This is a genomic window from Gottfriedia sp. NPDC058432, from assembly GCF_042721555.1.
Lineage (GTDB): Bacteria > Bacillota > Bacilli > Bacillales > Bacillaceae_G > Gottfriedia.
This window is the reverse complement of the sequence record NZ_JBHXLC010000032.1, coordinates 1-22672: the sequence shown is the minus strand read 5'-3', so window position 1 is coordinate 22672 and position 22672 is coordinate 1. Positions and strand designations below refer to the sequence as shown.

The 22672-nt window shown below is 33.7% G+C and carries 26 protein-coding genes and 1 rRNA gene; 1 reads left to right on the top strand and 26 read right to left on the bottom strand.

What is annotated here, in order from left to right; all coding sequences use genetic code 11:
• Positions 1–35: 35 nt before the first annotated feature.
• From ACFWM3_RS22280 to metG, 16 genes are all read right to left on the bottom strand, one after another.
• On the bottom strand, positions 36–269 hold the full coding sequence (locus tag ACFWM3_RS22280; protein ID WP_056474476.1) for an anti-sigma-F factor Fin: 234 nt from the start codon (positions 267–269) through the stop codon (positions 36–38).
• A 90-nt stretch (positions 270–359) separates the two neighbouring features.
• Positions 360–923 (bottom strand): aminoacyl-tRNA hydrolase, encoded by a 564-nt coding sequence (gene pth, locus ACFWM3_RS22275; protein ID WP_082459581.1) that lies wholly within the window; start codon positions 921–923, stop codon positions 360–362.
• A 101-nt stretch (positions 924–1024) separates the two neighbouring features.
• Positions 1025–1978 (bottom strand): ribose-phosphate diphosphokinase, encoded by a 954-nt coding sequence (locus ACFWM3_RS22270; protein ID WP_056474480.1) that lies wholly within the window; start codon positions 1976–1978, stop codon positions 1025–1027.
• Between the two features lie 44 nt (positions 1979–2022).
• Complete coding sequence (gene glmU, locus ACFWM3_RS22265; protein WP_390312966.1) at positions 2023–3381, bottom strand: bifunctional UDP-N-acetylglucosamine diphosphorylase/glucosamine-1-phosphate N-acetyltransferase GlmU; 1359 nt, start codon at positions 3379–3381, stop codon at positions 2023–2025.
• Positions 3382–3522: 141 nt separating this feature from the next.
• Positions 3523–3813, bottom strand: a complete 291-nt coding sequence (gene spoVG, locus ACFWM3_RS22260) for a septation regulator SpoVG (RefSeq protein WP_056474486.1) — start codon at positions 3811–3813, stop codon at positions 3523–3525.
• 207 nt (positions 3814–4020) lie between these two features.
• Positions 4021–4392, bottom strand: a complete 372-nt coding sequence (locus ACFWM3_RS22255) for a RidA family protein (protein ID WP_056474488.1) — start codon at positions 4390–4392, stop codon at positions 4021–4023.
• Positions 4393–4443: 51 nt separating this feature from the next.
• Positions 4444–5286: a pur operon repressor gene (purR, locus tag ACFWM3_RS22250; protein WP_056474490.1), complete on the bottom strand. Its 843-nt coding sequence runs from the start codon at positions 5284–5286 to the stop codon at positions 4444–4446.
• Between the two features lie 53 nt (positions 5287–5339).
• Positions 5340–6209, bottom strand: coding sequence for a 4-(cytidine 5'-diphospho)-2-C-methyl-D-erythritol kinase (ispE, locus tag ACFWM3_RS22245; RefSeq protein ID WP_056474493.1), 870 nt, complete (start codon positions 6207–6209; stop codon positions 5340–5342).
• Positions 6210–6393: 184 nt separating this feature from the next.
• Positions 6394–6552 (bottom strand): small, acid-soluble spore protein, alpha/beta type, encoded by a 159-nt coding sequence (locus ACFWM3_RS22240; RefSeq protein WP_056474548.1) that lies wholly within the window; start codon positions 6550–6552, stop codon positions 6394–6396.
• Positions 6553–6670: 118 nt separating this feature from the next.
• Positions 6671–6940 (bottom strand): biofilm formation stimulator Veg, encoded by a 270-nt coding sequence (gene veg / locus ACFWM3_RS22235; protein WP_056474496.1) that lies wholly within the window; start codon positions 6938–6940, stop codon positions 6671–6673.
• Between the two features lie 204 nt (positions 6941–7144).
• Positions 7145–8023, bottom strand: coding sequence for a sporulation peptidase YabG (gene yabG / locus ACFWM3_RS22230; RefSeq protein WP_056474498.1), 879 nt, complete (start codon positions 8021–8023; stop codon positions 7145–7147).
• A gap of 190 nt (positions 8024–8213) precedes the next feature.
• Entirely contained in the window at positions 8214–9089 is an 876-nt protein-coding gene (gene rsmA, locus ACFWM3_RS22225; protein ID WP_056474500.1) for a 16S rRNA (adenine(1518)-N(6)/adenine(1519)-N(6))-dimethyltransferase RsmA, read from the bottom strand.
• Positions 9089–9643: a ribonuclease M5 gene (rnmV, locus tag ACFWM3_RS22220; protein ID WP_056474503.1), complete on the bottom strand. Its 555-nt coding sequence runs from the start codon at positions 9641–9643 to the stop codon at positions 9089–9091. Before rnmV ends, rsmA begins: the two co-directional genes overlap by 1 nt.
• Before the next feature lie 140 nt (positions 9644–9783).
• Positions 9784–10992 (bottom strand): resuscitation-promoting factor, encoded by a 1209-nt coding sequence (locus ACFWM3_RS22215; protein ID WP_056474505.1) that lies wholly within the window; start codon positions 10990–10992, stop codon positions 9784–9786.
• 186 nt (positions 10993–11178) lie between these two features.
• A complete protein-coding gene (locus tag ACFWM3_RS22210) occupies positions 11179–11949 on the bottom strand; it encodes a TatD family hydrolase (protein WP_056474510.1) in 771 nt (256 codons plus the stop codon).
• A gap of 425 nt (positions 11950–12374) precedes the next feature.
• Complete coding sequence (metG, locus tag ACFWM3_RS22205) at positions 12375–14357, bottom strand: methionine--tRNA ligase (protein ID WP_172795440.1); 1983 nt, start codon at positions 14355–14357, stop codon at positions 12375–12377.
• Positions 14358–14654: 297 nt separating this feature from the next.
• Between metG and ACFWM3_RS22200 the strand changes: the two genes are divergently transcribed.
• The gene (locus ACFWM3_RS22200; protein WP_056474515.1) at positions 14655–14939 is read left to right on the top strand and encodes an AbrB/MazE/SpoVT family DNA-binding domain-containing protein; all 285 of its coding nucleotides are present in this window, start codon (positions 14655–14657) and stop codon (positions 14937–14939) included.
• A 106-nt stretch (positions 14940–15045) separates the two neighbouring features.
• On the opposite strand, the gene rsmI is transcribed toward ACFWM3_RS22200, so the two are convergent.
• The 10 genes from rsmI to rrf form a co-directional block, all read right to left on the bottom strand.
• Entirely contained in the window at positions 15046–15921 is an 876-nt protein-coding gene (rsmI, locus tag ACFWM3_RS22195; RefSeq protein WP_390312977.1) for a 16S rRNA (cytidine(1402)-2'-O)-methyltransferase, read from the bottom strand.
• A complete protein-coding gene (locus ACFWM3_RS22190) occupies positions 15917–16183 on the bottom strand; it encodes a GIY-YIG nuclease family protein (RefSeq protein ID WP_056474521.1) in 267 nt (88 codons plus the stop codon). The genes rsmI and ACFWM3_RS22190 overlap by 5 nt, the downstream gene beginning before the upstream one ends.
• A complete protein-coding gene (locus ACFWM3_RS22185; protein WP_390312976.1) occupies positions 16170–16910 on the bottom strand; it encodes a tRNA1(Val) (adenine(37)-N6)-methyltransferase in 741 nt (246 codons plus the stop codon). The genes ACFWM3_RS22190 and ACFWM3_RS22185 overlap by 14 nt, the downstream gene beginning before the upstream one ends.
• A 182-nt stretch (positions 16911–17092) precedes the next feature.
• Entirely contained in the window at positions 17093–17452 is a 360-nt protein-coding gene (gene yabA, locus ACFWM3_RS22180) for a DNA replication initiation control protein YabA (protein ID WP_056474527.1), read from the bottom strand.
• A gap of 12 nt (positions 17453–17464) precedes the next feature.
• Positions 17465–18292, bottom strand: coding sequence for a PSP1 domain-containing protein (locus tag ACFWM3_RS22175; RefSeq protein WP_056474530.1), 828 nt, complete (start codon positions 18290–18292; stop codon positions 17465–17467).
• A 3-nt stretch (positions 18293–18295) separates the two neighbouring features.
• On the bottom strand, positions 18296–19291 hold the full coding sequence (gene holB / locus ACFWM3_RS22170; RefSeq protein ID WP_056474533.1) for a DNA polymerase III subunit delta': 996 nt from the start codon (positions 19289–19291) through the stop codon (positions 18296–18298).
• A gap of 213 nt (positions 19292–19504) precedes the next feature.
• Entirely contained in the window at positions 19505–20137 is a 633-nt protein-coding gene (gene tmk / locus ACFWM3_RS22165) for a dTMP kinase (RefSeq protein WP_390312965.1), read from the bottom strand.
• A 12-nt stretch (positions 20138–20149) separates the two neighbouring features.
• Positions 20150–21571 carry an aminotransferase class I/II-fold pyridoxal phosphate-dependent enzyme gene (locus tag ACFWM3_RS22160; RefSeq protein WP_483867286.1) on the bottom strand — a complete coding sequence of 474 codons (1422 nt, stop codon included), beginning with the start codon at positions 21569–21571 and terminating at the stop codon, positions 20150–20152.
• A 335-nt stretch (positions 21572–21906) separates the two neighbouring features.
• Entirely contained in the window at positions 21907–22095 is a 189-nt protein-coding gene (locus tag ACFWM3_RS22155; RefSeq protein ID WP_286131748.1) for a sigma factor G inhibitor Gin, read from the bottom strand.
• Positions 22096–22581: 486 nt separating this feature from the next.
• A 5S ribosomal RNA gene (gene rrf, locus ACFWM3_RS22150) occupies positions 22582–22672 on the bottom strand; the annotation flags it as partial.

The following is a 22672-nucleotide window of genomic DNA, read 5'->3' as shown; positions in this document are numbered from 1 at the left end:
ACAGAAAAACGCCTCAGTTATAAACCAAAGGCAATTTAATTTATGAAATTCTTATATTCATGGTAATGTGGAAACTCAGATAGAGTCATTTCGCAATCCTCGCACACAATATAAATTACTTGATTAGGAGATTGAATAAAGTTTACAAAATCGCTCAATTCTTCATCGAAAGAATGACAATACGAAGATGAAACTTGTAACAACTGTTGTTTTTCAATACTACCCATTTGTTTACTACAATACCTACACTGACAATCTAATAATTCCATTACTTCCTCCATACTACAAAAAAATTCATATATACAGTATGGATTGTACTAACTATACTTATTCAATGTGAAAGCTTAAATTCCTGTTTTTTATTTTTTATTATATTGATTCATTACATCCACGAAAGAATGCTTTAAAAAATATTCACATGCATCTGCGGCTCTTTTTACACCATCAACTACTTCCGCGATTTCTTCTTCAAAGAAGTTTGATAATACATGATTTACGACACTCATTCCATTTGACGGACGATCTACTCCAATTCGAACACGTTGGAATTCCTGTGTTCCTAAATGCTGAATTAATGACTTTATACCATTATGACCCCCAGCACTTCCTTTTGTACGTAGACGTAGCTTTCCGGTTGGAATATCCATTTCATCATATAGTACGACAAGATCTTCTAAATCAATATTAAAATAATCCATAAACGGTCTTACACATTCACCTGACAAGTTCATATATGTTAAAGGTTTTAATAAGAAAACTTTTTCTCCGTTCACAATTCCTGAAGTATAAATACCATTAAATTTTTGTTGGGTTAATGAAATGCCCCATCGGTGAGCCAATTCATCGATCGCAATGAAACCAATATTGTGTCGCGTTCTTTCATACTCTCTACCCGGGTTGCCTAATCCTACAAACAACTTCATTTTATTATCCTCCATTCTAATCTTGGTTATATTACGAAAAGACGTAACCACTTCTGGTTACGTCCTCTTATAAGTTTTAAAGCAAAGATGTAATTTTTATATTAATCAAATAAAGTACTTACTGATTGCTCTTCATATACACGAATAATCGCTTCACCTAATAGGCCAGCAACTGATAATTCAACAAGTTTATCAGTCTTTTTATCTTCAGTAAGACAAATTGAATTTGTTACAACTAATTCTTTAATACAAGAGTTTTCAATACGATCAATTGCCGGTCCAGACAATACAGGGTGTGTACAACATGCATATACTTCTTTTGCACCGTGCTCTACTAATGCATTAGCAGCAAGTGTAATTGTACCAGCTGTATCAATAATATCATCAATTAAGATAGCCGTTTTACCTTCAATATTACCGATGATGTTCATAACTTCAGAAACATTTGGTTTTGGACGACGTTTATCAATGATAGCAATCGGAGCTTTTAGACGATCTGCCATTTTACGTGCTCTTGTTACTCCACCATGGTCAGGAGAAACAATTACGATATCTTCAAGCTGTTTTTTTCTAAAGTAATCTGAAAGGATAGGTACACCTAATAAATGATCAATCGGAATATCAAAGAATCCTTGAATTTGTGGTGCATGTAAATCAAGTGTAATCACTCGAGTTGAACCAGCAGTTTCAAGAAGGTTTGCAACTAACTTAGATGTAATTGGCTCACGTGAACGAGCTTTTCGATCTTGACGAGCGTAGCCGTAATAAGGAATTACAATATTAATTGTTTTTGCAGATGCACGTTTTAAAGCATCAATCATAATTAATAATTCCATAATACTTTCGTTTACAGGGAAACTTGTTGATTGAATGATAAATACATCACAACCACGGATACTTTCCTCTATGTTAATTTGCACTTCTCCATCGCTAAAACGAGAAACCGAGCATTTACCAAGCTCTACACCAATGTGTTTTGCAATTTCTTCAGCTAATTTAGGATTCGAGTTTAGAGTAAATACTTTTAAATGCTTGTCTGGATAATGATTAGGCATGTTTCGTGTACCCTCCGCTTTTTTTCTTTTCTTTTTATCTATAATTAATTTTTATAGTAACCTTCTTTGTTCACTTGTCTTGCTCTTGCAATTGCTAGTGAATCTTCTGGAACTTCATCTGTAATTGTTGAACCAGCTGCAATGTATGAACCTTTTTTCACAGTTACAGGTGCAATTAAATTTGAATTACAACCAACAAAGACATTGTCCTCAATCGTTGTTTTAAACTTGTTTTTACCGTCATAATTCACAGTGATTGAGCCACAACCAAGATTAACACCTTGACCGATTTCCGCATCACCAATATAGCTTAAATGAGATGCTTTACTTCCGTTACCAAAAGTAACTTTCTTAGTTTCAACAAAATTTCCAATTCGAACTTCATCACCTAATGTTGACGCCGGACGAATGTGAGCAAATGGTCCAACTGAAGTTGAATGACCAATTTTACTTTCATGTACAACCGATTGTTTAATAACTGTATCATTACCAATTTCACTATCAATAATTTCAGTATTTGGGCCAATTGTACTACCCGTTCCAATTATACTATTTCCATAGATCATTGTACCAGGGTAAATAATTGTATCCGAACCAATTTTTGCATCTGCAGAGATGTATGTGCTATTTGAATCAATAATCGTTACACCGTTCAACATATGCTTTTTGTTTATATTTTTGCGCATGATTGATTCTGCAATAGATAATGCATATCGATCATTTACACCTAATGTTTCATCGAAATTTGCTGTTTTATATGCAGCTACTATTTCGCCTTTTGCTTTTAGTATCTCAATAACATCTGGTAAGTAGTACTCACCTTGAGCGTTATTATTGTTTACTTCGTTTAATGCTTCAAATAATGCTTTATTATCAAAGCAATATGTACCTGTATTTATTTCTTGAACTGTTAGCTCTTCTGGATTTGCATCCTTATGCTCAACAATTTTTAATACAGACCCATTTTCGCCCCTAATTATTCTACCATAACCAGTTGAATCCTCAAGATGAGCTGTTAAAATTGTAGCTTTTGCCTGTAATCTTTCATGCTCATCGAATAAAGCTTGAATTGTCTCTGGTGAAATTAAAGGAGTGTCGCCACAGATTACTAAAGTAGTTCCTTCTTTATCTTTTAACATTGGCGCTGCTTGAATAACAGCATGTGCAGTGCCTAATTGCTCAGCTTGTAGAGCATATTCGCTATGATCACCTATTTGTGTTTTAACTAATTCCGCTCCGTGACCTACAACGGTTACAATATTTTGTACACCAACTGATATTACGTGGTCTACAACATGTTGAACCATAGGCTTCCCACAAACAGGGTGTAGTACTTTATATAATTTTGATTTCATTCTAGTACCTTTTCCTGCAGCTAGAACAATCGCATATTTATTTGACATAGTCATCCTCCATCAATCTAAATACCTATACCTGGTAGCTCAAAATGCTAATTTTAATATTTTTCCACAAAATACATCCATTTTATTATACCATAAAAAAAGAACCCATTATACATTAATGGGTTCTTTTTGGTCATATTTTTAAGAAGCACCTGCTTCTTCAAAGTCTTCTTCTAACTCACCTACACGGTGATATTCAGCTAGTACAGAATCCTGTATTTTGCTACGAGTTGAAGAGTTAATCGGATGAGCGATATCACGGAACTCTCCATCCGGAGTACGTTTACTTGGCATTGCTACAAATAAACCGTTATTACCATCGATTACGCGAATATCATGAACAACAAATTCATGATCTAATGTAATTGATGCAATAGCTCTCATACGACCCTCCGTGTTTACGCGGCGTAGTCTTACGTCTGTCACTTCCATCTTGTTCACCACCTTTATCAACTTAAACCATAATTAGTAAGTTTCAACAATTATCAGTAATTTCCTTCTTTTTGGAAATTTTTTTATTTAAATTATTTAATTTTTACAAAAGTTTATTAAATAGGAGGCCTCAATCTATTTATCGGAATTTTTTAATTAAATTTCAGTGAAAATAAAAAAAACCTGAAAAAATTTCAGGTTTTGGGCTTATATAACTGCGATACATTCGATCTCTACTAATACGTCCTTAGGTAGTCTTGCAACTTCCACACAGCTTCTTGCAGGTTTGTGTCCATTGAAAAACTCTTCATAAATAGCATTAAAGTCAACAAAAGTTGTTAAATCTTTTAAAAATACAGTTGTTTTAATAACTTTTGATAAGTCTGTTCCAGCTTCTTCTAGCACTGCCTTAAGGTTTGCAAACACTTGCTTTGTTTGTTCCTCAATTCCACCTTCTACAATATTTCCTTCTACAGTTAATGGAATTTGTCCAGAAGTGTATAATAATCCGTTAGCGATTATCGCTTGAGAATATGGTCCAATTGCCTTTGGTGCATGATCAGTATGAATTAATTGCATTATGTATCTTCCCCTTCTTCATTATATACAAGTAGCTTATTTATCTAACGACTATAAGCTTTCAGTTTTAATAAATGATTCTTCTTGGAAATTGCCTCTTTCAACTCGAATAAGCTGTTCTCTTTCATTTACCTCAGATAGCTTTACAAGTGATATATAATCTTCAACTAATCTTTCTTCAATATTTACTGCCTCAACTAATACACCAATTCCCGCAACATTTGCCTGAAATTCCTTAAGCAAATTTTTCATACCAGTAACCGTTCCACCAGCTTTCATGAAATCATCGATAATTAAAACATTTGAACCTGCCTCGATGCTTCTTTTTGCCAATGACATTGTTTGTATACGTTTTGAAGAACCAGATACGTAGTTAATACTTACTGTTGACCCTTCCGTTACCTTGTTATCTTGACGAACAATTACAACTGGTACATTTAAAAAGTTTGCAACAGCATACGCTAAAGGAATTCCCTTCGTTGCGATTGTCATAACAATATCTATTTTTTGATTACTGAATATAGATGCAAACATACGGCCTACACTATTAACATAGTTAGGATTGCTTAATATATCAGTCATATATAAGTATCCACCAGGCAACACTCGGTCTGGTTTTTGAAGTAAATCACATAATTCTTCAATTACTGTATTTACTTCTTGATTACTAATACTAGGAATATACTTTACACCACCAGCTGCTCCTGGCACAGTCAATAGTGTCCCAATTCCTTGCTGTTCGAACGTCTGTTTTATAATACCTAAATCTTCACTTACTGATGATTTAGCAGACGCATATAAATCAGCAAAAAATGTTAATGATACTAATTGTTGTGGATGATGCAACAAATAGTGTGTCATACCTACAAGACGAGAGCTTCTTCTAATTTTCATGCAGCACCTCAAATCACGAATATTTTATAAAAATTTTATAATAATATTCGTTTTTAATCAAGTTTTTCCCTTTCACCTAACATCCGAACGGCGTATACTTGATCGCAGAAACCTTTTAGTCCGTTATAAACACGATTCATCCTAGAATCATGGCGAACTAATCCAAATACTGTTGGACCACTTCCGCTCATTAAAACGGCATCAGCACCAAAACGTTTCATTTGATCCTTAATCATTGCAACTTCAGGGTGTAATTGCAATGTAACTGATTCTAATACATTTCCTAATGACAGACAAATATCGTCGTAATTTTTATTCGAAATGGCATTTACCATACGATTTACATCAGGATGTTGAACATTATCTAATTTAAGCTTTTGATAAACAGTAGCTGTTGAAACGCCTTGTGTCGGTTTCGCTAAAATAACCCAACAAGGTGGGGGTGTATCGATATGTTCAATCTTTTCACCACGACCTGTAGCTATAGCTGTTCCTCCATAAACACAAAATGATACGTCCGACCCGATTTTAGAACCAATTACCGCTAATTCATCTAACGAACAATTTAAATTCCAAAGCTTATTTAGACCTCTTAGTACTGCCGCTGCATCTGAACTACCTCCAGCTAAACCAGCAGCTACAGGAATATTTTTTGTAATAAAAATATGCGCTCCTAATTTAACTCCGAACATTTCTTTTAGTAGCATCGCAGCCTGATAAGCTAAATTGCGTTGATCATCAGGTACGTACCGATTATGTGATGTAACGACAATTTTATCTTCTTGAATAAGCTCTAATTCAATTCGATCGGCTAAATCGATTGTTGTCATGATCATTTTTACATCATGATAACCGTCGTCTCTTTTCCCTACTACGTCTAATGAAAGATTTATTTTCGCAGGAGCCTTCACCATTAATTTCACTATTCTCACCTTCTTATGAACACTTACTTTTTTGCTATTGTATCATAATTAACTCATAAGAAAAATGTAACCCAATGAAAGTAAGCTAGAACAGTAAATTTTCTTTTAAGAAGATTCACAAAAACCGAAGCATTTTGCTTCGGTTTGATGTGTAGACAAATTCGCTTGTCGAAGTGAAGATTGTTTATTGTTGCTTATTAGATAATTGTAACTCAGCTAATTCGATTGCCCTTTTAACCATGTTGCCGGCATCCTTCGCTCGGATGCCTCCCCAGCCTTCTTTTTGAACGACGTCATAGAAACCAAGATCTTTTGCAAGTTCTTCTTTAAAGCCCTGTGACATGATACCTTTTTTTCTTCTACCCAAAAAAAGCAACCCCCTTTTTCCACTTCGACATGATTAGTATGTGTATATCTGTTAAATTTCATGAATAATAAAAAGAAAAGGACAGTAGAAAATTCTACTGCCCATTCGCCATTAGTCCACTTGTATGGTCATCACAGAAAAACAATTCAACTGTTTCTGTTAAAATATCTGCATAACTAAAAGATAAGCGTTCAAATGTGTTCTCTTCTTGATCTAATTGTACTACGAATATGGATGGATATGTTTCTGCTAATACACCGGAACGTTCCACAGTCTTTCTACGGCCGCTGTTTGCTTTCAATGTAAGTCGTTTTCCAACATGACTATCTAAAGTATCCTTTATTTCAGATAATTTTTTTGCCATTTCATACCACCTCACTATGACAAGTATACCATCTTATGTAAACTAAGTCAAAAAAGATAAAATTATACCAACGATACAGGTTACCTGTCAATATTTTTTTGCAACACCCGATTATTATTTGTGAAAATCAGAAAATTTATGTATGAAAATAAAAAAAAGATTTTCTACAAACGAGTTCTCTCGTTAATGTAGAAAATCTTTTCCTTATTCCTCTTCCATCGATTGGAAAGGTAGCCCTGTTCTTAAAATTCCTTTTGTTTCTACTCCGCCTAGTCCTTTTTCACCTGTAATTGTATTACGAACTACTTCATAAACATTTACTCGATCCATAAATGATGTGAAGCTTATCTTCCCAACTACATAAACGGGATCTAAAGCATGTATGTTTACCCTCGTTGGTGAGCTGGCAAAGTTTGCTCCCGCACGTATAATCGCTTCAAAGTGAGATTGACATGCCCCAGCAAAAATAACAAGGTGGTCTAAAGATGGAACCTTTTTTCTCGCTTCTTTTACAGCTTCGACAAAATATCTTGAATGTCTGTAAGCTTCTAAATCAGTAACGACCCCTTTTGCCTTTGTGTATGCATCATGACCAGTAATAACTAGTATATCGGGGCGATAATGATCTAAATAATAACCAATTTTCGTTGGTAATTCTGTTTCCTTACAATAGATTCCCTCAACGGGAACACCCATCTTATTATACATTTCAAGACATTTTTTTAAATAAATTGGATCTCCATCGATGTGAAGAACCCGACCTGGTATTTGAAAAAGATTTACATCTGTTCTAAATCCATTCGTTGCTTGAAATCTTCTTTTTTCTTTTTGCTCCATAGCTTCCCTTTTAAATAGTTTGTAGTTTTCCTCAATTTGAACAGATGATCTCTTACCTTTTTCTCGATACTCTGATTCAATGATTACTCGCAGGTCGGATAAAGGCGCATCAGCAATTAAACGAAAATCGTCACCATATAAAACAGCAATGACTTCATCCCCGATTTGTTTTACCTCCACTACTCGAAAAACTAGGTCATATTTATAAGATGCTCTTTCTACTATATCCCCTACATTAATATTCACATGCCTTCCCCTCCAAAATTGCTTAAGTACACTACGAGTTCGCTCTCTTTTCTTAGATTATGTATGGACAAAAAAAAGGGTGAAAAGAAGGTTTATTGAACTTTTGTAGGGCATCGGAACTAAAATGAGGCAGCAAATAAAAAAGATGATTACAAACTAGTTAGTAAATTAGTTTATAATCATCTTTTTGTTATTTCATTCTTTTATATAGATTATTACTTAAAGTTCCAAATTCTTGAATTGATAAAGTTTCTCCTCTTCTTGTTCCTTCAATACCTGCTTCTAAAAGACAAGCTTCAAGGATTGTCTTGTCCTTTTTCAGTTGAGAAAAATGATTTAATAAATTATTATTTAATGTTTTTCTTCTTTGAGCAAAGCTCGCTCTAACTACTTCAAAAAAGAATGATTCATCAATTACCTCTGCTGCTGGTTCTTCTCGTTTTACTAGCTTTATAACAGCAGAATCAACGTTTGGCTGTGGCATGAAGACCGTTCTAGGTACAGTCATAACCGTTGAAGCATGTGTATAAAACTGTATTGCTATTGATAGTGAACCATAATCCTTTGTCCCCGGCTTTGCGGAGATACGGTCAGCTACTTCTTTTTGCAACATACAAACAATTCCTCTGATTGGTAAACCTTCAGTTAATAGCTTCATGATTATTGGTGTCGTTACATAATAAGGCAAGTTTGCGACTACCATTATATCCGACTCATTTGGTAAATGCTCATTAATCGCTTTTTCAACATCTGCCTTTAGAACGTCTTCATTAACGATTTGTATATTATCATATGGAGAAAGTGTATCTTCTAAGATTGGGATTAGTCTATTATCAATTTCAAAAGCTAATACCTTCTTAGCACGCTTAGCAATTTGCTCAGTTAATGCCCCAATTCCCGGACCAATTTCAATTGCACAACTTTCTTCAGTTAAGTCTGCATAACTTACAATGTTTTCTAGTATATTTGTATCAATTAAGAAATTTTGACCAAAGCTTTTTTTAAAGAAGAAATCGTACTTGGCTAATATTTCTTTCGTTCGACTAGGTGTCGCGATATCCTTCATTATTTTTCCTCCATTAAAACTTTTTTTACTGCTTGCCCAAATTCATCTTTTGATATTTGAAACATTTGCAGTCTTTTCTCTAGTTGCTTACCGTTTGTATAACCTATATTAAGAATTTTACCAAGTTTATCTCGTCTTTCACTTGATGAGGGATGTCCAATTAACCCAGCATCTATTAAATCTTCCTTAGTAATTTCGGATTCAACTTCGATAAATTCCTGCTTAACATGAATTAAAGCATTTCGAATAGATTCTCTAGTAGCATGCTCGATCCCTAATCCTTTTTTACCTGAACGAACAGCTTCTTCCTTTGGTAAAAACGCATGCTTACACCCTGGTACGTGCTCTTTAATAATCGAGCGTATACGTTGACCAGGATAATCAGGATCTGTAAATACAATTACTCCTCGAGTCTCCTGAGCATGCTTTATTAATTTTAAAGTATCCTTATTTATAGCAGAACCACTTGTTTCAATTGTATCTGCATCCACAGCTCTTTTAATTGCCGCCGTATCATCTTTACCTTCAACAACAATGATTTCTTTAATTTTCATTTGTTCCTCCAACCAATACAAGTATATGTAATCATACCATAAGGATAATAAAACTTCATACTCTCTTAAAAGTAGTATAAAAAAAAGCAGAAGGACTTATCCTTCTACTTTCATTCAAACAACGATCTATTTTAAAAATATTAACTAATAATACGAATTTTTACAGTACGACGACCAAAATTATAACAATCGTCTTTTGTAGGCATTAAAATATCGATTCTTCTGCCTTTAATTGCGCCACCAGTGTCACCAGCAATAGCAACGCCATATCCTTCAACCCAAACTTTAGATCCTAAAGGAATAACTTTTGGATCAACTGCAATCAGTTTTGTGTTAGGATTTTTACGTACATTAATACCTAAAGCTGTTACACCTGACATCCCCGCATCATAAGGTGAATATGCAGTTGCTTCAACAGACATTTCTTTCACCTTACTACTTGATTTAGGCGCACTAGATTTTACTAATGCACTTGATGTTGGTACAGACTTTGTTCCAACTGCAACTACTCGATCAACTGGTTCTTTTAATATCGTTTCATCAACTAGTGTTTTAGAAACTACTTTACCATTTTCTTTAATCAGTTCAAAGTTACGTTTAACAAGTCCTTTTACACCTTCTGAAATGACCGAAGATTCATCTTTATTCATTGAAGAATCTTTTTGCTCTTTTTCTTTAAAATCTACAGGCTCTTCCACCACATCGTTGACTTTTTCGACACGGATAACTCGAACTGTATCATTTTGTTTGATCATTTCGCCGGCACCTGGTTCAACTCGGTCAAATTCGTTTAAAGTAATGTTCTGCTTTTCTAAAAAGTCAGCGACAGTAGTCGAAGTTGCAAACACTTTTTTAGAAACTCCTCCGTCATTTAATACCATTGGGAATGCTTTTTCGTAAGATACCTTACCATTTTCCTCTAACGGTGTTGACAGTGCAGGCATTATAACATCATCAGGGTTGATCTTAATATTTTGTTCCTTTAATAATTCCTCTACCGTTTGAGCAGTTGTCATAATGACTTTTTCTTGCCCATCGATCGTAAGTTTAACAGGTTTTGCTAAATGAACCGTAATATCCATATCATCTGATATTTTCGTTTTGGCTGACGGATATATTTCATCTGCATTCGTAATATTAATATTTTGTTCTTTTAATAATTCAGCCACAGTATTTGCATGTGTTTGAATAACTTGTTCCTTCCCGTCTACCTCAAGAGTTACTTGTTCTTTAAGTCCCTCATATGCTCCTGTACCTACTGATCCAGTGAAAACTAAAGCTCCTGCAATTTGTACTGCTAGTTTTTTACTACTCCCAAGTCTAGAAAGTAACCTATTCGCGTCTATCACGATTTTACTCCTCCTTTTCGCCTGAGAAAAAAGATTGACTAGCTCCAAACCTATTAACTAGTGCTTCTACTCTACTGAATGTATGTTTACTAGATTTAGAAGTAGAAGAGTTTTCTTTCGACAAATTCTTCAACTCTTCATACGTGAACTGTGACGAATGTTATGTATTCGTACTAGTTCATGAGATCATTTGTTAATCTGAAAAATATTACACGCATTTTCGAAAGTTCGTTTTTGAACTTCCTCAACTGATATGTTTTTTAAACGTGCAATCTCATCAGCAACAAGTGATACATAGCTAGGTTCGTTTCTTTTTCCTCTATACGGATGTGGTGTTAAGTATGGACAATCCGTTTCGATTAATAGATTTTCTAACGGAATCTCTGTCGCTACTTCTTTTGGTTTTTTTGCATTCTTAAATGTAACTGGTCCTCCCAATGAAATATAGAAGTTCATTTTAATACATTCTTTTGCAGTTTCCACACTTCCGCTGAAGCAGTGCATGATGCCACCTACTTCTGATGCATTTTCTTCTTTTAAAATGGTTACAATGTCTTCAGTTGCGTCTCGATTGTGAATGACAATCGGTAGTCCACATTCTTTTGCTAATTGAATTTGTTTACGAAATACTTCTTTTTGAATTTCTTTTGGAGATTTATCCCAGTAGTAATCTAATCCAGTTTCTCCAATTGCTACTACTTTAGGATGTTTTGATAATTCCTTAATCCATTCAAAATCTTCTTCAGTTGCGTCAATTGCATCAACTGGATGCCAGCCAATAGCTGCATAAAGAAAATCATATTTCTCAATTAATTCCATAGCCTTCGTAATTGTTGGTCGATCAAAGCCAACAACTACTTGATGAACAACTCCTGCTTCTAGAGCTCTACTAATTACTTCTTCAAGGTCTTCTTTGTATTGATCTGCATTTAAATGTACATGTGTATCAAAAAGCATTTCTACTTCCCCTTTGCTCATCTGAGATTTAGTCTAGCATACCGTAAAATTTCTTACCTAACGCACAGTTAACAATTCCGTTACAAAAAAAAACGGTCAAAATTAAGCAATTTCTAATAAAATTTTAAAGATGTTTTAAATTAATTCCATGTTATATCAAGACTTTCTTACTTTTTGTTACCAAATTCAGATAATTTTTTTAGTTTACCATTGTAATCAATCTGTAATATTTTCTTCATATAATGACATTTTCTAACAATACCTTGTTAACACCTGCCATAAATCAACAAATTATTATCATATTTGTGATTATTATGATATTTTTACAATTTTCTGCACAATACAACAATTATTTCAGTAAAACAAATTTAAAAAAGAAAAGCATTTCATGTTAGTTTCTACACGAAATACTTTTCCTAGTAGCATTATTTAATAATAGTACCGTTTGGTAATGATTGATCAATTGTTGCAAGTGATAGCTTACCTTCAATACTTCCTGCAAGAATCATCCCTTCGGATAGTTCCCCTCTAAGCTTAACAGGTTTTAAATTCGTTACACAGATCACTTTTCTACCAATTAAGTCTTCTGGTTTATAGTATTCCGCTATACCCGATACAACTTGTCTAGATTCATTCCCTAAATCTAATTGAAGTTTTAGAAGTTTTTTTGCTCCTTTTACTGCACCAGCTTCTTTTACTTCAGCTACTTTTAGTTGAACTTTAAAGAAGTCATCAATCGTAATTTCAGGAACAGTTTCTTCCACTTTCTCTTCTGCCACTGGTTTTACAGTAGCTTGCATTTGTTCTTTAATATAAGCGACTTCAACCTCTGTCTCTAAACGAGGGAAAATTGGCTCACCTTTTTGTACTCTCGTATCCTCTTGAATTGCTCCAAACTTATTCAGGCTGTCCCATGAAAGAATCTTTTCATCAACTAGTCCTAACTGAGCGAAAATTTTCGCTGGAGTCTGAGTTAAGAAAGGTTTTAGTAAAATCCCTACTTGACGTAAAGATTCAGCTAAATGTGCCATTACCGAAGCTAGTTCGTTTACACGGCTTTCGTCTTTAGCAAGTACCCACGGCTGTGTCTCATCAATATATTTGTTCGTACGACTAACGAACTGCCAAATATTTGTTAAAGCAACTGAAAACTCCATATTTTCCATTGCTGCTTCAACAGATTCTTTCGTATTTTTTGCAACTTGTTGAAGGTTTTCATCAAAATCTGTTACTGCTCCATTAACAGCAGGAATATTACCATCAAAATATTTTTGGATCATTGCAATTGTTCGATTTAATAAGTTACCTAGATCGTTCGCTAAATCAAAATTAATGCGGTCAACGAATCCTTCAGGCGTAAAAATACCATCTGATCCAAAAGGAACTTCACGTAGTAAGTAGTATCTTAGTGCATCTAAGCCATATCGATCGATTAATACTACTGGATCTACTACATTTCCTTTTGATTTACTCATCTTGCCGTCTTTCATTAATAACCATCCATGAGCAAAGACCTTTTTAGGTAATGGTAAGTCTAATGCCATTAACATAATCGGCCAATAAATCGTATGGAAACGTACAATTTCTTTACCAACTAAATGAACATTCGCTGGCCAATATTTTTTATAGTTTTCTTCATTATCTGAACCATATCCTAACGCTGTAATATAGTTAGATAAAGCGTCAATCCAAACATAAATAACGTGTTTAGCATTACCAGGTACTTTTACACCCCAGTCGAATGAAGTACGTGAGACAGCTAAATCCTCTAAACCAGGTTTAATGAAATTGTTAATCATTTCATTTTTTCTTGATTCAGGTTGAATAAACTCTGGGTTTTCTTCATAATACTTCAGTAATCGGTCAGCATATTTACTCATTTTAAAGAAATATGACTCTTCTTTAACTAGCTCTACTGGATGACCGCTGTCTGGACTCTTTCCACCAATAATTTTTCCTTCTTCATTATATAGAGGATCTACAATTTGTGTTTCAGTATAATATGTTTCATCCGGAACAGAATACCAACCCTCATACTCGTCCAAATAAATGTCACCTTGATCAAGTAATTGCTTAAAAATCTTTTCAACTATTTCTTTATGTCTGTTTTCTGTCGTACGGATAAAGTCATCATATGAAATATCTAATTTTGACCATAGGTCTTTAATTCCAACAACGATATCGTCTAGGTATTCCTGAGGTGAGACATTTAACTCCTCAGCTTTTCGTTGAATTTTTTGACCATGTTCATCTGTACCCGTTAAATAAAAAACATCAAAACCTTGAAGTCTTTTATATCTAGCCATTGCATCCCCAGCAACAGTCGTATAAGCATGACCTATATGTAATTTTCCGCTCGGATAATAAATTGGGGTTGTAATATAAAATGTTTTATTACTCATTACCAAAAATCCTCCTTATTAAAAATTTCTAAATATTGACACTAAATTATTCGCATGATTTTGCATTTCATTATAAAATGAAAAATGAGTTATCTGCATATCCCCATCTACTATTACAACTTCATACTTATTTTATAAGTTAAATTTTACACAATAGTAACATCTATTTCTATTATTTCTCATAAATATACATACATTTTCTCTTAAATTAACCCATTTTGGCACATTAGCATTATGTAGCTCTGTTTTTTGGACTACATAGTACAATTATTTTCAGAAAAACTTTATATAGGAGGATTAATTATGAAATCTACAGGAATTGTCCGTAAGGTAGACGAGCTTGGCCGTGTAGTAATTCCCATTGAACTTAGAAGAACACTAAACATCACTGAAAGAGACACACTTGAAATATTTGTTCAGGATGATCGAATTATCCTAAAAAAGTATGAACCAAATATGACTTGTATGATGACTGGAGAAATTTCTCAAAATAATCTTGAGGTTGGTGATGGCAAAATTGTTTTAAGTAAAAAAGGCGCAGAACTTCTAAAATTCGAGATTGAACAATTTATAGCTAATAATAATTAAATTGAAGAGGCTGCCTATTTTAATTGCATTCTCTAAATAAAAGCAAGTAAAAATGAGTAGAGAATTACAAATAAATAAGACAGCCTAACTTCATTTTTAAACCATATTAAATTTCGTGATATTCCGCATAGACGTCCCTTTTATTTAATGAACGATCCTTCGCAACAAGTTTTATTGCATCTTTACTTTTTTCATTTTTTTCATTTATGTACCAATCGACATGTTGGTTAATTGATAGTTCCTGCCACCAACAATCCTCATTGTTTTTCACATCTTCTTCAGATGCCCCTTCTAGAACAACTACAAACTCTCCACGTACTTCTCCATTCGTTGCCCAGTCTATTGCATCACTAACTGTCCCTCGTAAAAACTCTTCGAACTTCTTTGTTAATTCTCTACAAAGTACAATTTTTCTGTCACCTAATACTTCAAGAATAACATGTAACGTTTCTTTTAAACGATGTGGAGACTCGTATAAAATAACTGTACTACGTTGTGCCTTTAACGGCTCCAATTGCTTCTTCTTATCTTTCTTTTGACGTGACAAGAATCCTATGTATAAAAATGAATCAGTAGGTAGTCCAGATGATATTAAAGATGTTAAAGCAGCATTTGCGCCCGGTAAAGGGATGACAGAAATACCTTCTTCTAAACAAAGTTTTACAAGCTCATAACCTGGGTCATTTATGCATGGCATTCCTGCATCACTTACTAATCCAACTTTTAATCCTTGTTTCAAGTCTTCTACAAGCTTTAATCCTGCTTTTTCTTTGTTATGTTCATGGTAACTCACTAATGGCGTTGGTATTTCAAAGTGATTACAAAGCTTTTTCGTGTTACGAGTATCCTCAGCTGCAATATAATCGACTTCTTTTAGTATTCTTACCGCTCTAAACGTCATATCTTCTAAATTACCAATAGGAGTTGGTATTAAATAAAGACAACCTAATTCTTCATTTAAGAAGCTCTTTTGACTTTTAATCATTGCTCGCTCCTCCTCTCATATATCGTTCTTTGTTTTCCCTTGATAATTGCTTAAAAGCGTATTCTGCTTGCATCGCTTCTCTTTTCGTTAGGTACTCCTCAAAAAATATACAATTTACAGGTGTCCTACCTCTCGTATATTTTGCACCTTTTCCATCATTGTGTTGTTTTACTCTACGCTCAATATCTGTTGTATACCCTGCATAGAAAGTAGCATCAGAACATTCTAGCACGTATAAATAGTGTTTATTGTCTTCCATATAAAATTTCCTTTAGCTCAGTCGTATACTCGTTATTTTCCTCATATACGTAAATCGGAGGCAAAATTTTAAGGTCTGCCTTACCACCTTTAATACCTTCAATTAGAAGTGTATTTGCTTCTTTACCCTTTTTTGGATAGACAAACTGAATTCTTTTCGGCTCAATGCCATGTCTTCGCATTGTTGTAACAATATCCAACATACGTCCTGGACGATGAACCATCGCTAATTTCCCACCGTGCTTCAAAAGTTGTTTACTTGCATTGATTACTTCTTCTAAATTCGTTTTAATCTCATGTCTCGCTATTGCATAATGCTCATTCATATTCTGTTCAGAAGTCGGAATATCTTGAAAGTATGGTGGATTACATGTAACAACATCTACAAACTCTCTACCTATTTTATCTGGTGCATTTTTTAAATCGTCATGAATCATTGATATTTTTTCATCTAACCTGTTATATTCAATGCTTCTTTTAGCCATATCATATAATCGCTCTTGTATTTCTACACCAATTATATTTGCTTTAGATCTTCGGTGTAGCATCAATGGAATAACTCCATTTCCAGAACATAAATCAACAATTGTACCTTTTTGGATCGGGACATATGTAAAATTGGATAAAAGAACTGCATCTAATGAAAATGAAAAAACAGATGGACTTTGAATAATCCTCATATCATCGGTTAATAAGTAATCTAAACGTTCGTCACCTTTAAGCATAATTAGTTCCTTTCAAATTCACACCAATATTATCTTTTAGCATTGCCTAATCGCCTAACAATTAACTAGCAGTGCATAAAAAGAAGCTATTCCATTTGGAATTGGCGCATTACCTTTTTAATCAGCTTATTTAATAGCCGTTTTCTAAAAAGGTAATTGCTCGCTTCTTCCGGAATAGCCTACCATTACTTTTTATCAAAGAAGGATAAACAAAACAGACAGTCCTCACCATGACGTACGCTTCCATAATGTAGATTACAAATATGGAAACCCTCTTGGTACAATCTTGCTAAATTATCATAGCCTTCCCCAAGATCCTTATCCTTTTGTACCTTTTTCTTCTTTGAGTCTTTTATTTGCTCTTTTTCTTCTATACGTTTATTTAGACCTAATCTTTCTCGTAAATGATCATTCTCAATTTTCGTATAGTGGTTTTCTTCTAGTAGCTCAGCAATATATTGTTTTAATTCGCTAAGCTGTGTTGATAAATCTTGAATTTGTTCTTCCATATTGGAAAGAGATAAGAATATATTCTTCTTGTCCAATCTTACCACCTCTTAATCTGTGGTTTGTATTGACACGACTCCCTCGTGAATCAAATCATCTAGGGTATACTCCACAACGCGTTCTTTTTTGATCAATTCTACCTGAATAACTCGTTCTAAGATGTTTAATCCTACTACTCTTCCAGGACCTTCTGATGTTTTGATGATATCCTCTAAGTCTGGAAGTTGTTCTTTTGCAGCCTCATACTCGTCATTTTCATATTTTAAGCAGCACATTAATCGGCCACAAAGTCCTGAAATTTTCGCCGGGTTAAGAGAAAGGTTTTGATCTTTAGCCATTTTAATGGATACTGGTTCAAAATCACCTAAGAACGTTGAACAACACAACATTCTACCGCAAGGCCCTATCCCACCAAGCATTTTAGCTTCATCACGTACTCCTATTTGTCTTAGTTCAATTCGAGTACGGAATACTGCAGCTAAATCCTTTACTAATTCCCTAAAGTCTATTCTACCATCTGCTGTAAAATAAAAGATGACTTTATTTCGATCAAACGTATATTCGACATCAACTAATTTCATATCTAGTTCATGTTGCATAACTTTACTAGAACAAACTTCATAAGCTTCTTTAGCTGATTGTTTATTCTCATCAACAATCATACGATCATGCTCATCAGCTAATCGCATAACTTTTTTTAACGGAAGGACTACGTCATTTTCTCCGACCTTTTTATTTGGTACAACTACTTTTCCAAATTCAATCCCTCTCACCGTCTCAACGATGACAAAAGTATCTTTAGGGATTGCTAATCCATTCGGGTCGAAATAATAGATTTTACCAGCTTTTTTAAAACGTACTCCGACTACTTCGTACACAATCTACAATCCCTCCTGTAGCTCTATTATCATTTGCTCTAAAACCATTAACATGTTTGCGTTGGATGTTAATCGCTTTTTAGCAAAAAGGATGATTTCTAAACAAGTGGTTATTTTCTCTAATGAAATACGATTTAATGCTTGTCTCATTAATGGTTCTTCATTCTTAAAAACAACGTTTTGATCTTGCTCAGCATATATATATAGCATATCTTTAAAGGCTAATACAAGCATATCAAGCATCATTTGTAACTGTTCCTTCGTATCAAAATGACGAGAAACATTTTGTTGTATGACTAGAAGACTATCTTTTTTCGTCGTTAATAATGCTTCATATAATTCTATCACTAAATCTCTAGCTTGTGCAAACCATTCTTCTTCAGCAATTTGAAGTGCGACTGCCTCACTATTTGTTAATCTTGCTAATAATGGTACTAAGTTTGATTGGAGCTCTATATTAACTAAATGTTCTTCAAAGTATTTTGTTGGTAATGGATTAAAATGGATTGATTGACAGCGAGATTGTATCGTTGGCAAAATTTGTTGTACTTGTTCAGTTAATAAAAATGCAGTTGTAATTGAGACCGGCTCTTCCAAAAACTTTAATAAAGAATTAGCTGCATTTGTCGTCATTCGATCAGCATGGTCTATTATATAAATTTTTCGATTTGATTCAACAGCCGTTTTAGAGAATTCTTCTTGTAATTGTTGAATTTGATGTTTCTTTATAGAGGCTTCTTCAGGCTCAATTACATAAACATTTGGGTGATTACCAGAATCGACACGCTTACAATTACGACAAGTTCCACAAGGTGTAGCGCCACTTACATTCTCACATAGTAATACTTTTGTGTAGTATAATGCAAGTTCGCGTTTACCAGTTCCTCTTGGACCCTCAAATAAGTAAGCATGTGCTACCCTGTTCTTAATGACTGCATTTTTTAACATTTTTGTAGCAACTGGCTGACGATCGCTTAATTTCTCCCAAGATGTTTTCATGTTTACACCTACTTATATCTGTAAAATAATCAATAATATTTTTTCAATTGTATCGGTTTTTTTAAAAATTGTTTTACCAATTACACAACCCTTGTTTTGGCCTACATTTTTCTATTAATACAAGTAATTTTCAGTTAAGTTCCGAAAGTTTTCTTTCTTCTATTATACCAGTTACGTCATGTTATTGTTCATGTAATCAATTTTTATAAATAATTAAATTTCTTCTATTTTTTCTAAAATGACTTTTAAAGTATCATTAAATACTTGCTCGACCTGGTTTGATGCATCAATTCGTTCAAAGCGCCATGGTTCTCTCTTCATGATCTCATCATATCCACTTTGAACTTTTAAATGAAAATCTAGTTCTTCTAAATCCAATCGGTTGATTTCTCTCTCATCTGCTTGGTGAACTCTATTTAATCCAACTTTTGGGTCTAAATCAAAGTAAATCGTTAAATCAGGCATTAAACCATCGATCGCGAATTGATTGATATTATAAATTTCATCTATTCCGATTCCTCTACCGACACCTTGATATGCAAGCGAGCTATCCACAAATCGATCACATAGCACCATTTTACCTTCTTCCAATGCAGGGATTACTTTCTCTGCCAAATGCTGTCTCCTTGCCGCAGCATAAAGTAGTGCCTCCGTACGTTTGTCCATTTCAATATTCTCTGTGTCTAAAATAATATTTCTTATACTTTCTGCGATACGTATACCGCCTGGTTCACGAGTAGATATAAAGTTCACGCTTCTTTTATGAAGTTCTTCCGATATCATTTTTATAATTGTTGTTTTCCCTGCACCTTCTGGTCCTTCAAATGTAATGAACAAAGATTTCAAATGTGTTTCCTCCTAAATCAATACTTCAATTTGTAAATTTTTATCTTCAATCAAATTTTGAATCGTCATTCCATATTGATATACATCTTGAATATAATCAACATGCTTAGTAGTAATTAGTTCACCTTTTAGTAAAATCGGAATTCCTGGTGGATAAGGTACAATATTTTCTGCAGAAATTTCTCCAACTGAATCTGCCAAATCTTTTACCAACTTCCTTTTTTTCTTTAAATCAGCGTAACTATGTAAAACTGTACTCGTAAAATTAGGTACGTTAAGCTTAGGTTGTTTACTTTCAATATATACCATAGATTCAATTGCTTTTTTTATACGATTAATAAGGTCATTAAAATCCATTCCTTCATCTAGCGGAAGGATAAACAGAACATGTCCCCAATCTGATAGCTCAGAATAGATTCCCTCATTTTCAAATATTTCCTGTAATTCTTTACCGGTATGTCCTTTTACACTTTTTACGATTACTTTTAGTAAATCTTGTGTATAGTTTATATGGCTTGATGAAACAATCTGTATACTAGATAAACCATTAACTTCTCTAATAAATTCGGCAATTTTCTTTTGAAGTAATTTTACTTTATCAATAGAAAATGTTTCAACAAAACCCCTTGCGTAATCTAAGGAAGCCATGATTGGATAAGAAGGACTGCTGCTTTGTAGCATTCTCAGCATTTCTCTTACTTTATCTTTGCAAACAAGTTTTGATTTTATATGTAAATATGAACCCATCGTCATTGCGGGCAAAGTTTTATGCGCTGACTGTATGACAATATCGGCACCCATAGATAGCGCATCTTCTGGAAAAGGCGCCCCAATGATAAAGTGTGTTCCATGAGCCTCATCTACTATAGTTGGGATATCCATATTATGAGCGAATTCAATTATATTTTTTAAGTTTTGAGACATTCCATAATAATTAGGGTTTGTTAAAATGATTGCTTTAGCTTTTGGATAATTTTTTATTACATTTATAGATTGTTCAGCGTTGATTCCAAGTGGCTGTCCTAGCTCTTCATCAATATCTAAAGGCAAGAATATAGGCTTTGCTCCAGCAAGTAAAAGACCATGAAAAACTGACTTATGACAGTTACGTTGTACCAATACTTCATCATTTTCGCCACATAACGCTAAAATTGCAGCTAGGTTACCTACAGTTGATCCATTTACTAAAAAGAAACTTTCTTCTGCTTTGTATACTTTGGCTAACAATTTTTGAGCCTCACTGATCACCTCTGAGGGATAATGTAAGTCATCTAAGCCGTTTAATTCCGTCACATCATAATTTAATATATTTGGTAATCCTAATTCATTTATAAAAGTGTGCTTTCCATTTTTATGACCTGGAACATGTAGTGATATTGTTTCTTCTTTAACAAACTGTTTCAATGCATTTAGTAATGGCATTTTATTCATCATTAACGCTTCCTTTAATTTTCGCAAATATTTGTATGTATCGTTATACTACTATATTTTTTTGTTACTTTTTTAATTGAACATATTAAACATACTTTTCGATAATTTAATACAACTTCCTAATTCAAAATCCAATAATTTTTAGACAATATAAAAACCGATTATATTTACAAGTTCTCTCCATTACTTAAAGGCTCAGTCACTAAAGAGGTGACCAAACAGTAATAAATTATGGCAGAGGTACCTGTATATAAAATCGGTCCTTCACTTATATCTTATTTTAACTTACAAAAACTTATTAGACTACTACTATTAGTCTATTACCCTTATGCTAATCTCTAATTCGCAATTTCTTCTTTCACCGTACTGATACATCTTAACTTCTCTACAAAGGAATTGTATATAGGTGCATCTGTTTCAGTTTTTACGATTTTCTTTTCACACTCTTCACATACGAATGCTTCAATAATATGAATGCCATGTTCCTTATTCTCTTCACAAACTATACATTTTGATAAACTGTTCACCTTTATTCCTCCTCTAAGTGTTTTTCCAGTGCAATTTACGTTTGATTAAACAATTTCGTTTATTATTTAGTTTTGCAAATTAAAAACTTTTTATACAATTTAGGGCCTATTTTTTTGTAATATATGAAAATAGTTCTAAATTTGTGCTCTATATTTTTAATTTTTTTTCTAAATATGATACTACTTTCCTGCTTTGAACTTATTTTTGTTCCTTCTAACTACTAAAAAAGGACTACAAATAGTTTGTAGTCTTCCCCTCCAAACTGATCATATTCTTCGATACTGCGCGGTGCTCATTACCATGTAGGGTAACTCCGTACCTCGAAAGAACTGCTACTTAAATCAATACCTTTAAGTGAAGTACCAATTAAATTAGCTTTGTTTAAATATATTGATCAAGTTTCACTTTATTTAACTTTGATTCTTAAAATTTTATATCTTTGTAAATACAAAAAAACATCAGCCTAATAGCTGATGTTTTTGGTTACCAGGCGACGTTCTACTCTCACAGGGGGAAACCCCCAACTACCATCGACGCAAAAGAGCTTAACTGCCGTGTTCGGTATGGGAACGGGTG

Excerpts from the sequence above, each read along its gene's own strand:
- ACFWM3_RS22240 (WP_056474548.1), bottom strand. The coding sequence starts at position 6,552 with ATGTCACAGGGCTTTAAAGAAGAACTTGCAAAAGATCTTGGTTTCTAT.
- pth (WP_082459581.1), bottom strand. The coding sequence starts at position 923 with ATGAAGTTGTTTGTAGGATTAGGCAACCCGGGTAGAGAGTATGAAAGA.
- ACFWM3_RS22270 (WP_056474480.1), bottom strand. The coding sequence starts at position 1,978 with ATGCCTAATCATTATCCAGACAAGCATTTAAAAGTATTTACTCTAAAC.
- ACFWM3_RS22280 (WP_056474476.1), bottom strand. The coding sequence starts at position 269 with ATGGAATTATTAGATTGTCAGTGTAGGTATTGTAGTAAACAAATGGGT.
- veg (WP_056474496.1), bottom strand. The coding sequence starts at position 6,940 with ATGGCAAAAAAATTATCTGAAATAAAGGATACTTTAGATAGTCATGTT.
- spoVG (WP_056474486.1), bottom strand. The coding sequence starts at position 3,813 with ATGGAAGTGACAGACGTAAGACTACGCCGCGTAAACACGGAGGGTCGT.
- ACFWM3_RS22160 (WP_483867286.1), bottom strand. The coding sequence starts at position 21,571 with ATGATGAATAAAATGCCATTACTAAATGCATTGAAACAGTTTGTTAAA.
- ACFWM3_RS22190 (WP_056474521.1), bottom strand. The coding sequence starts at position 16,183 with ATGGAAGACAATAAACACTATTTATACGTGCTAGAATGTTCTGATGCT.
- rsmA (WP_056474500.1), bottom strand. The coding sequence starts at position 9,089 with ATGAAGGATATCGCGACACCTAGTCGAACGAAAGAAATATTAGCCAAG.
- rnmV (WP_056474503.1), bottom strand. The coding sequence starts at position 9,643 with ATGAAAATTAAAGAAATCATTGTTGTTGAAGGTAAAGATGATACGGCG.
- ACFWM3_RS22210 (WP_056474510.1), bottom strand. The coding sequence starts at position 11,949 with ATGCTTTTTGATACACATGTACATTTAAATGCAGATCAATACAAAGAA.
- purR (WP_056474490.1), bottom strand. The coding sequence starts at position 5,286 with ATGAAAATTAGAAGAAGCTCTCGTCTTGTAGGTATGACACACTATTTG.
- ACFWM3_RS22255 (WP_056474488.1), bottom strand. The coding sequence starts at position 4,392 with ATGCAATTAATTCATACTGATCATGCACCAAAGGCAATTGGACCATAT.
- holB (WP_056474533.1), bottom strand. The coding sequence starts at position 19,291 with ATGAAAACATCTTGGGAGAAATTAAGCGATCGTCAGCCAGTTGCTACA.
- glmU (WP_390312966.1), bottom strand. The coding sequence starts at position 3,381 with ATGTCAAATAAATATGCGATTGTTCTAGCTGCAGGAAAAGGTACTAGA.
- ACFWM3_RS22200 (WP_056474515.1), top strand. The coding sequence starts at position 14,655 with ATGAAATCTACAGGAATTGTCCGTAAGGTAGACGAGCTTGGCCGTGTA.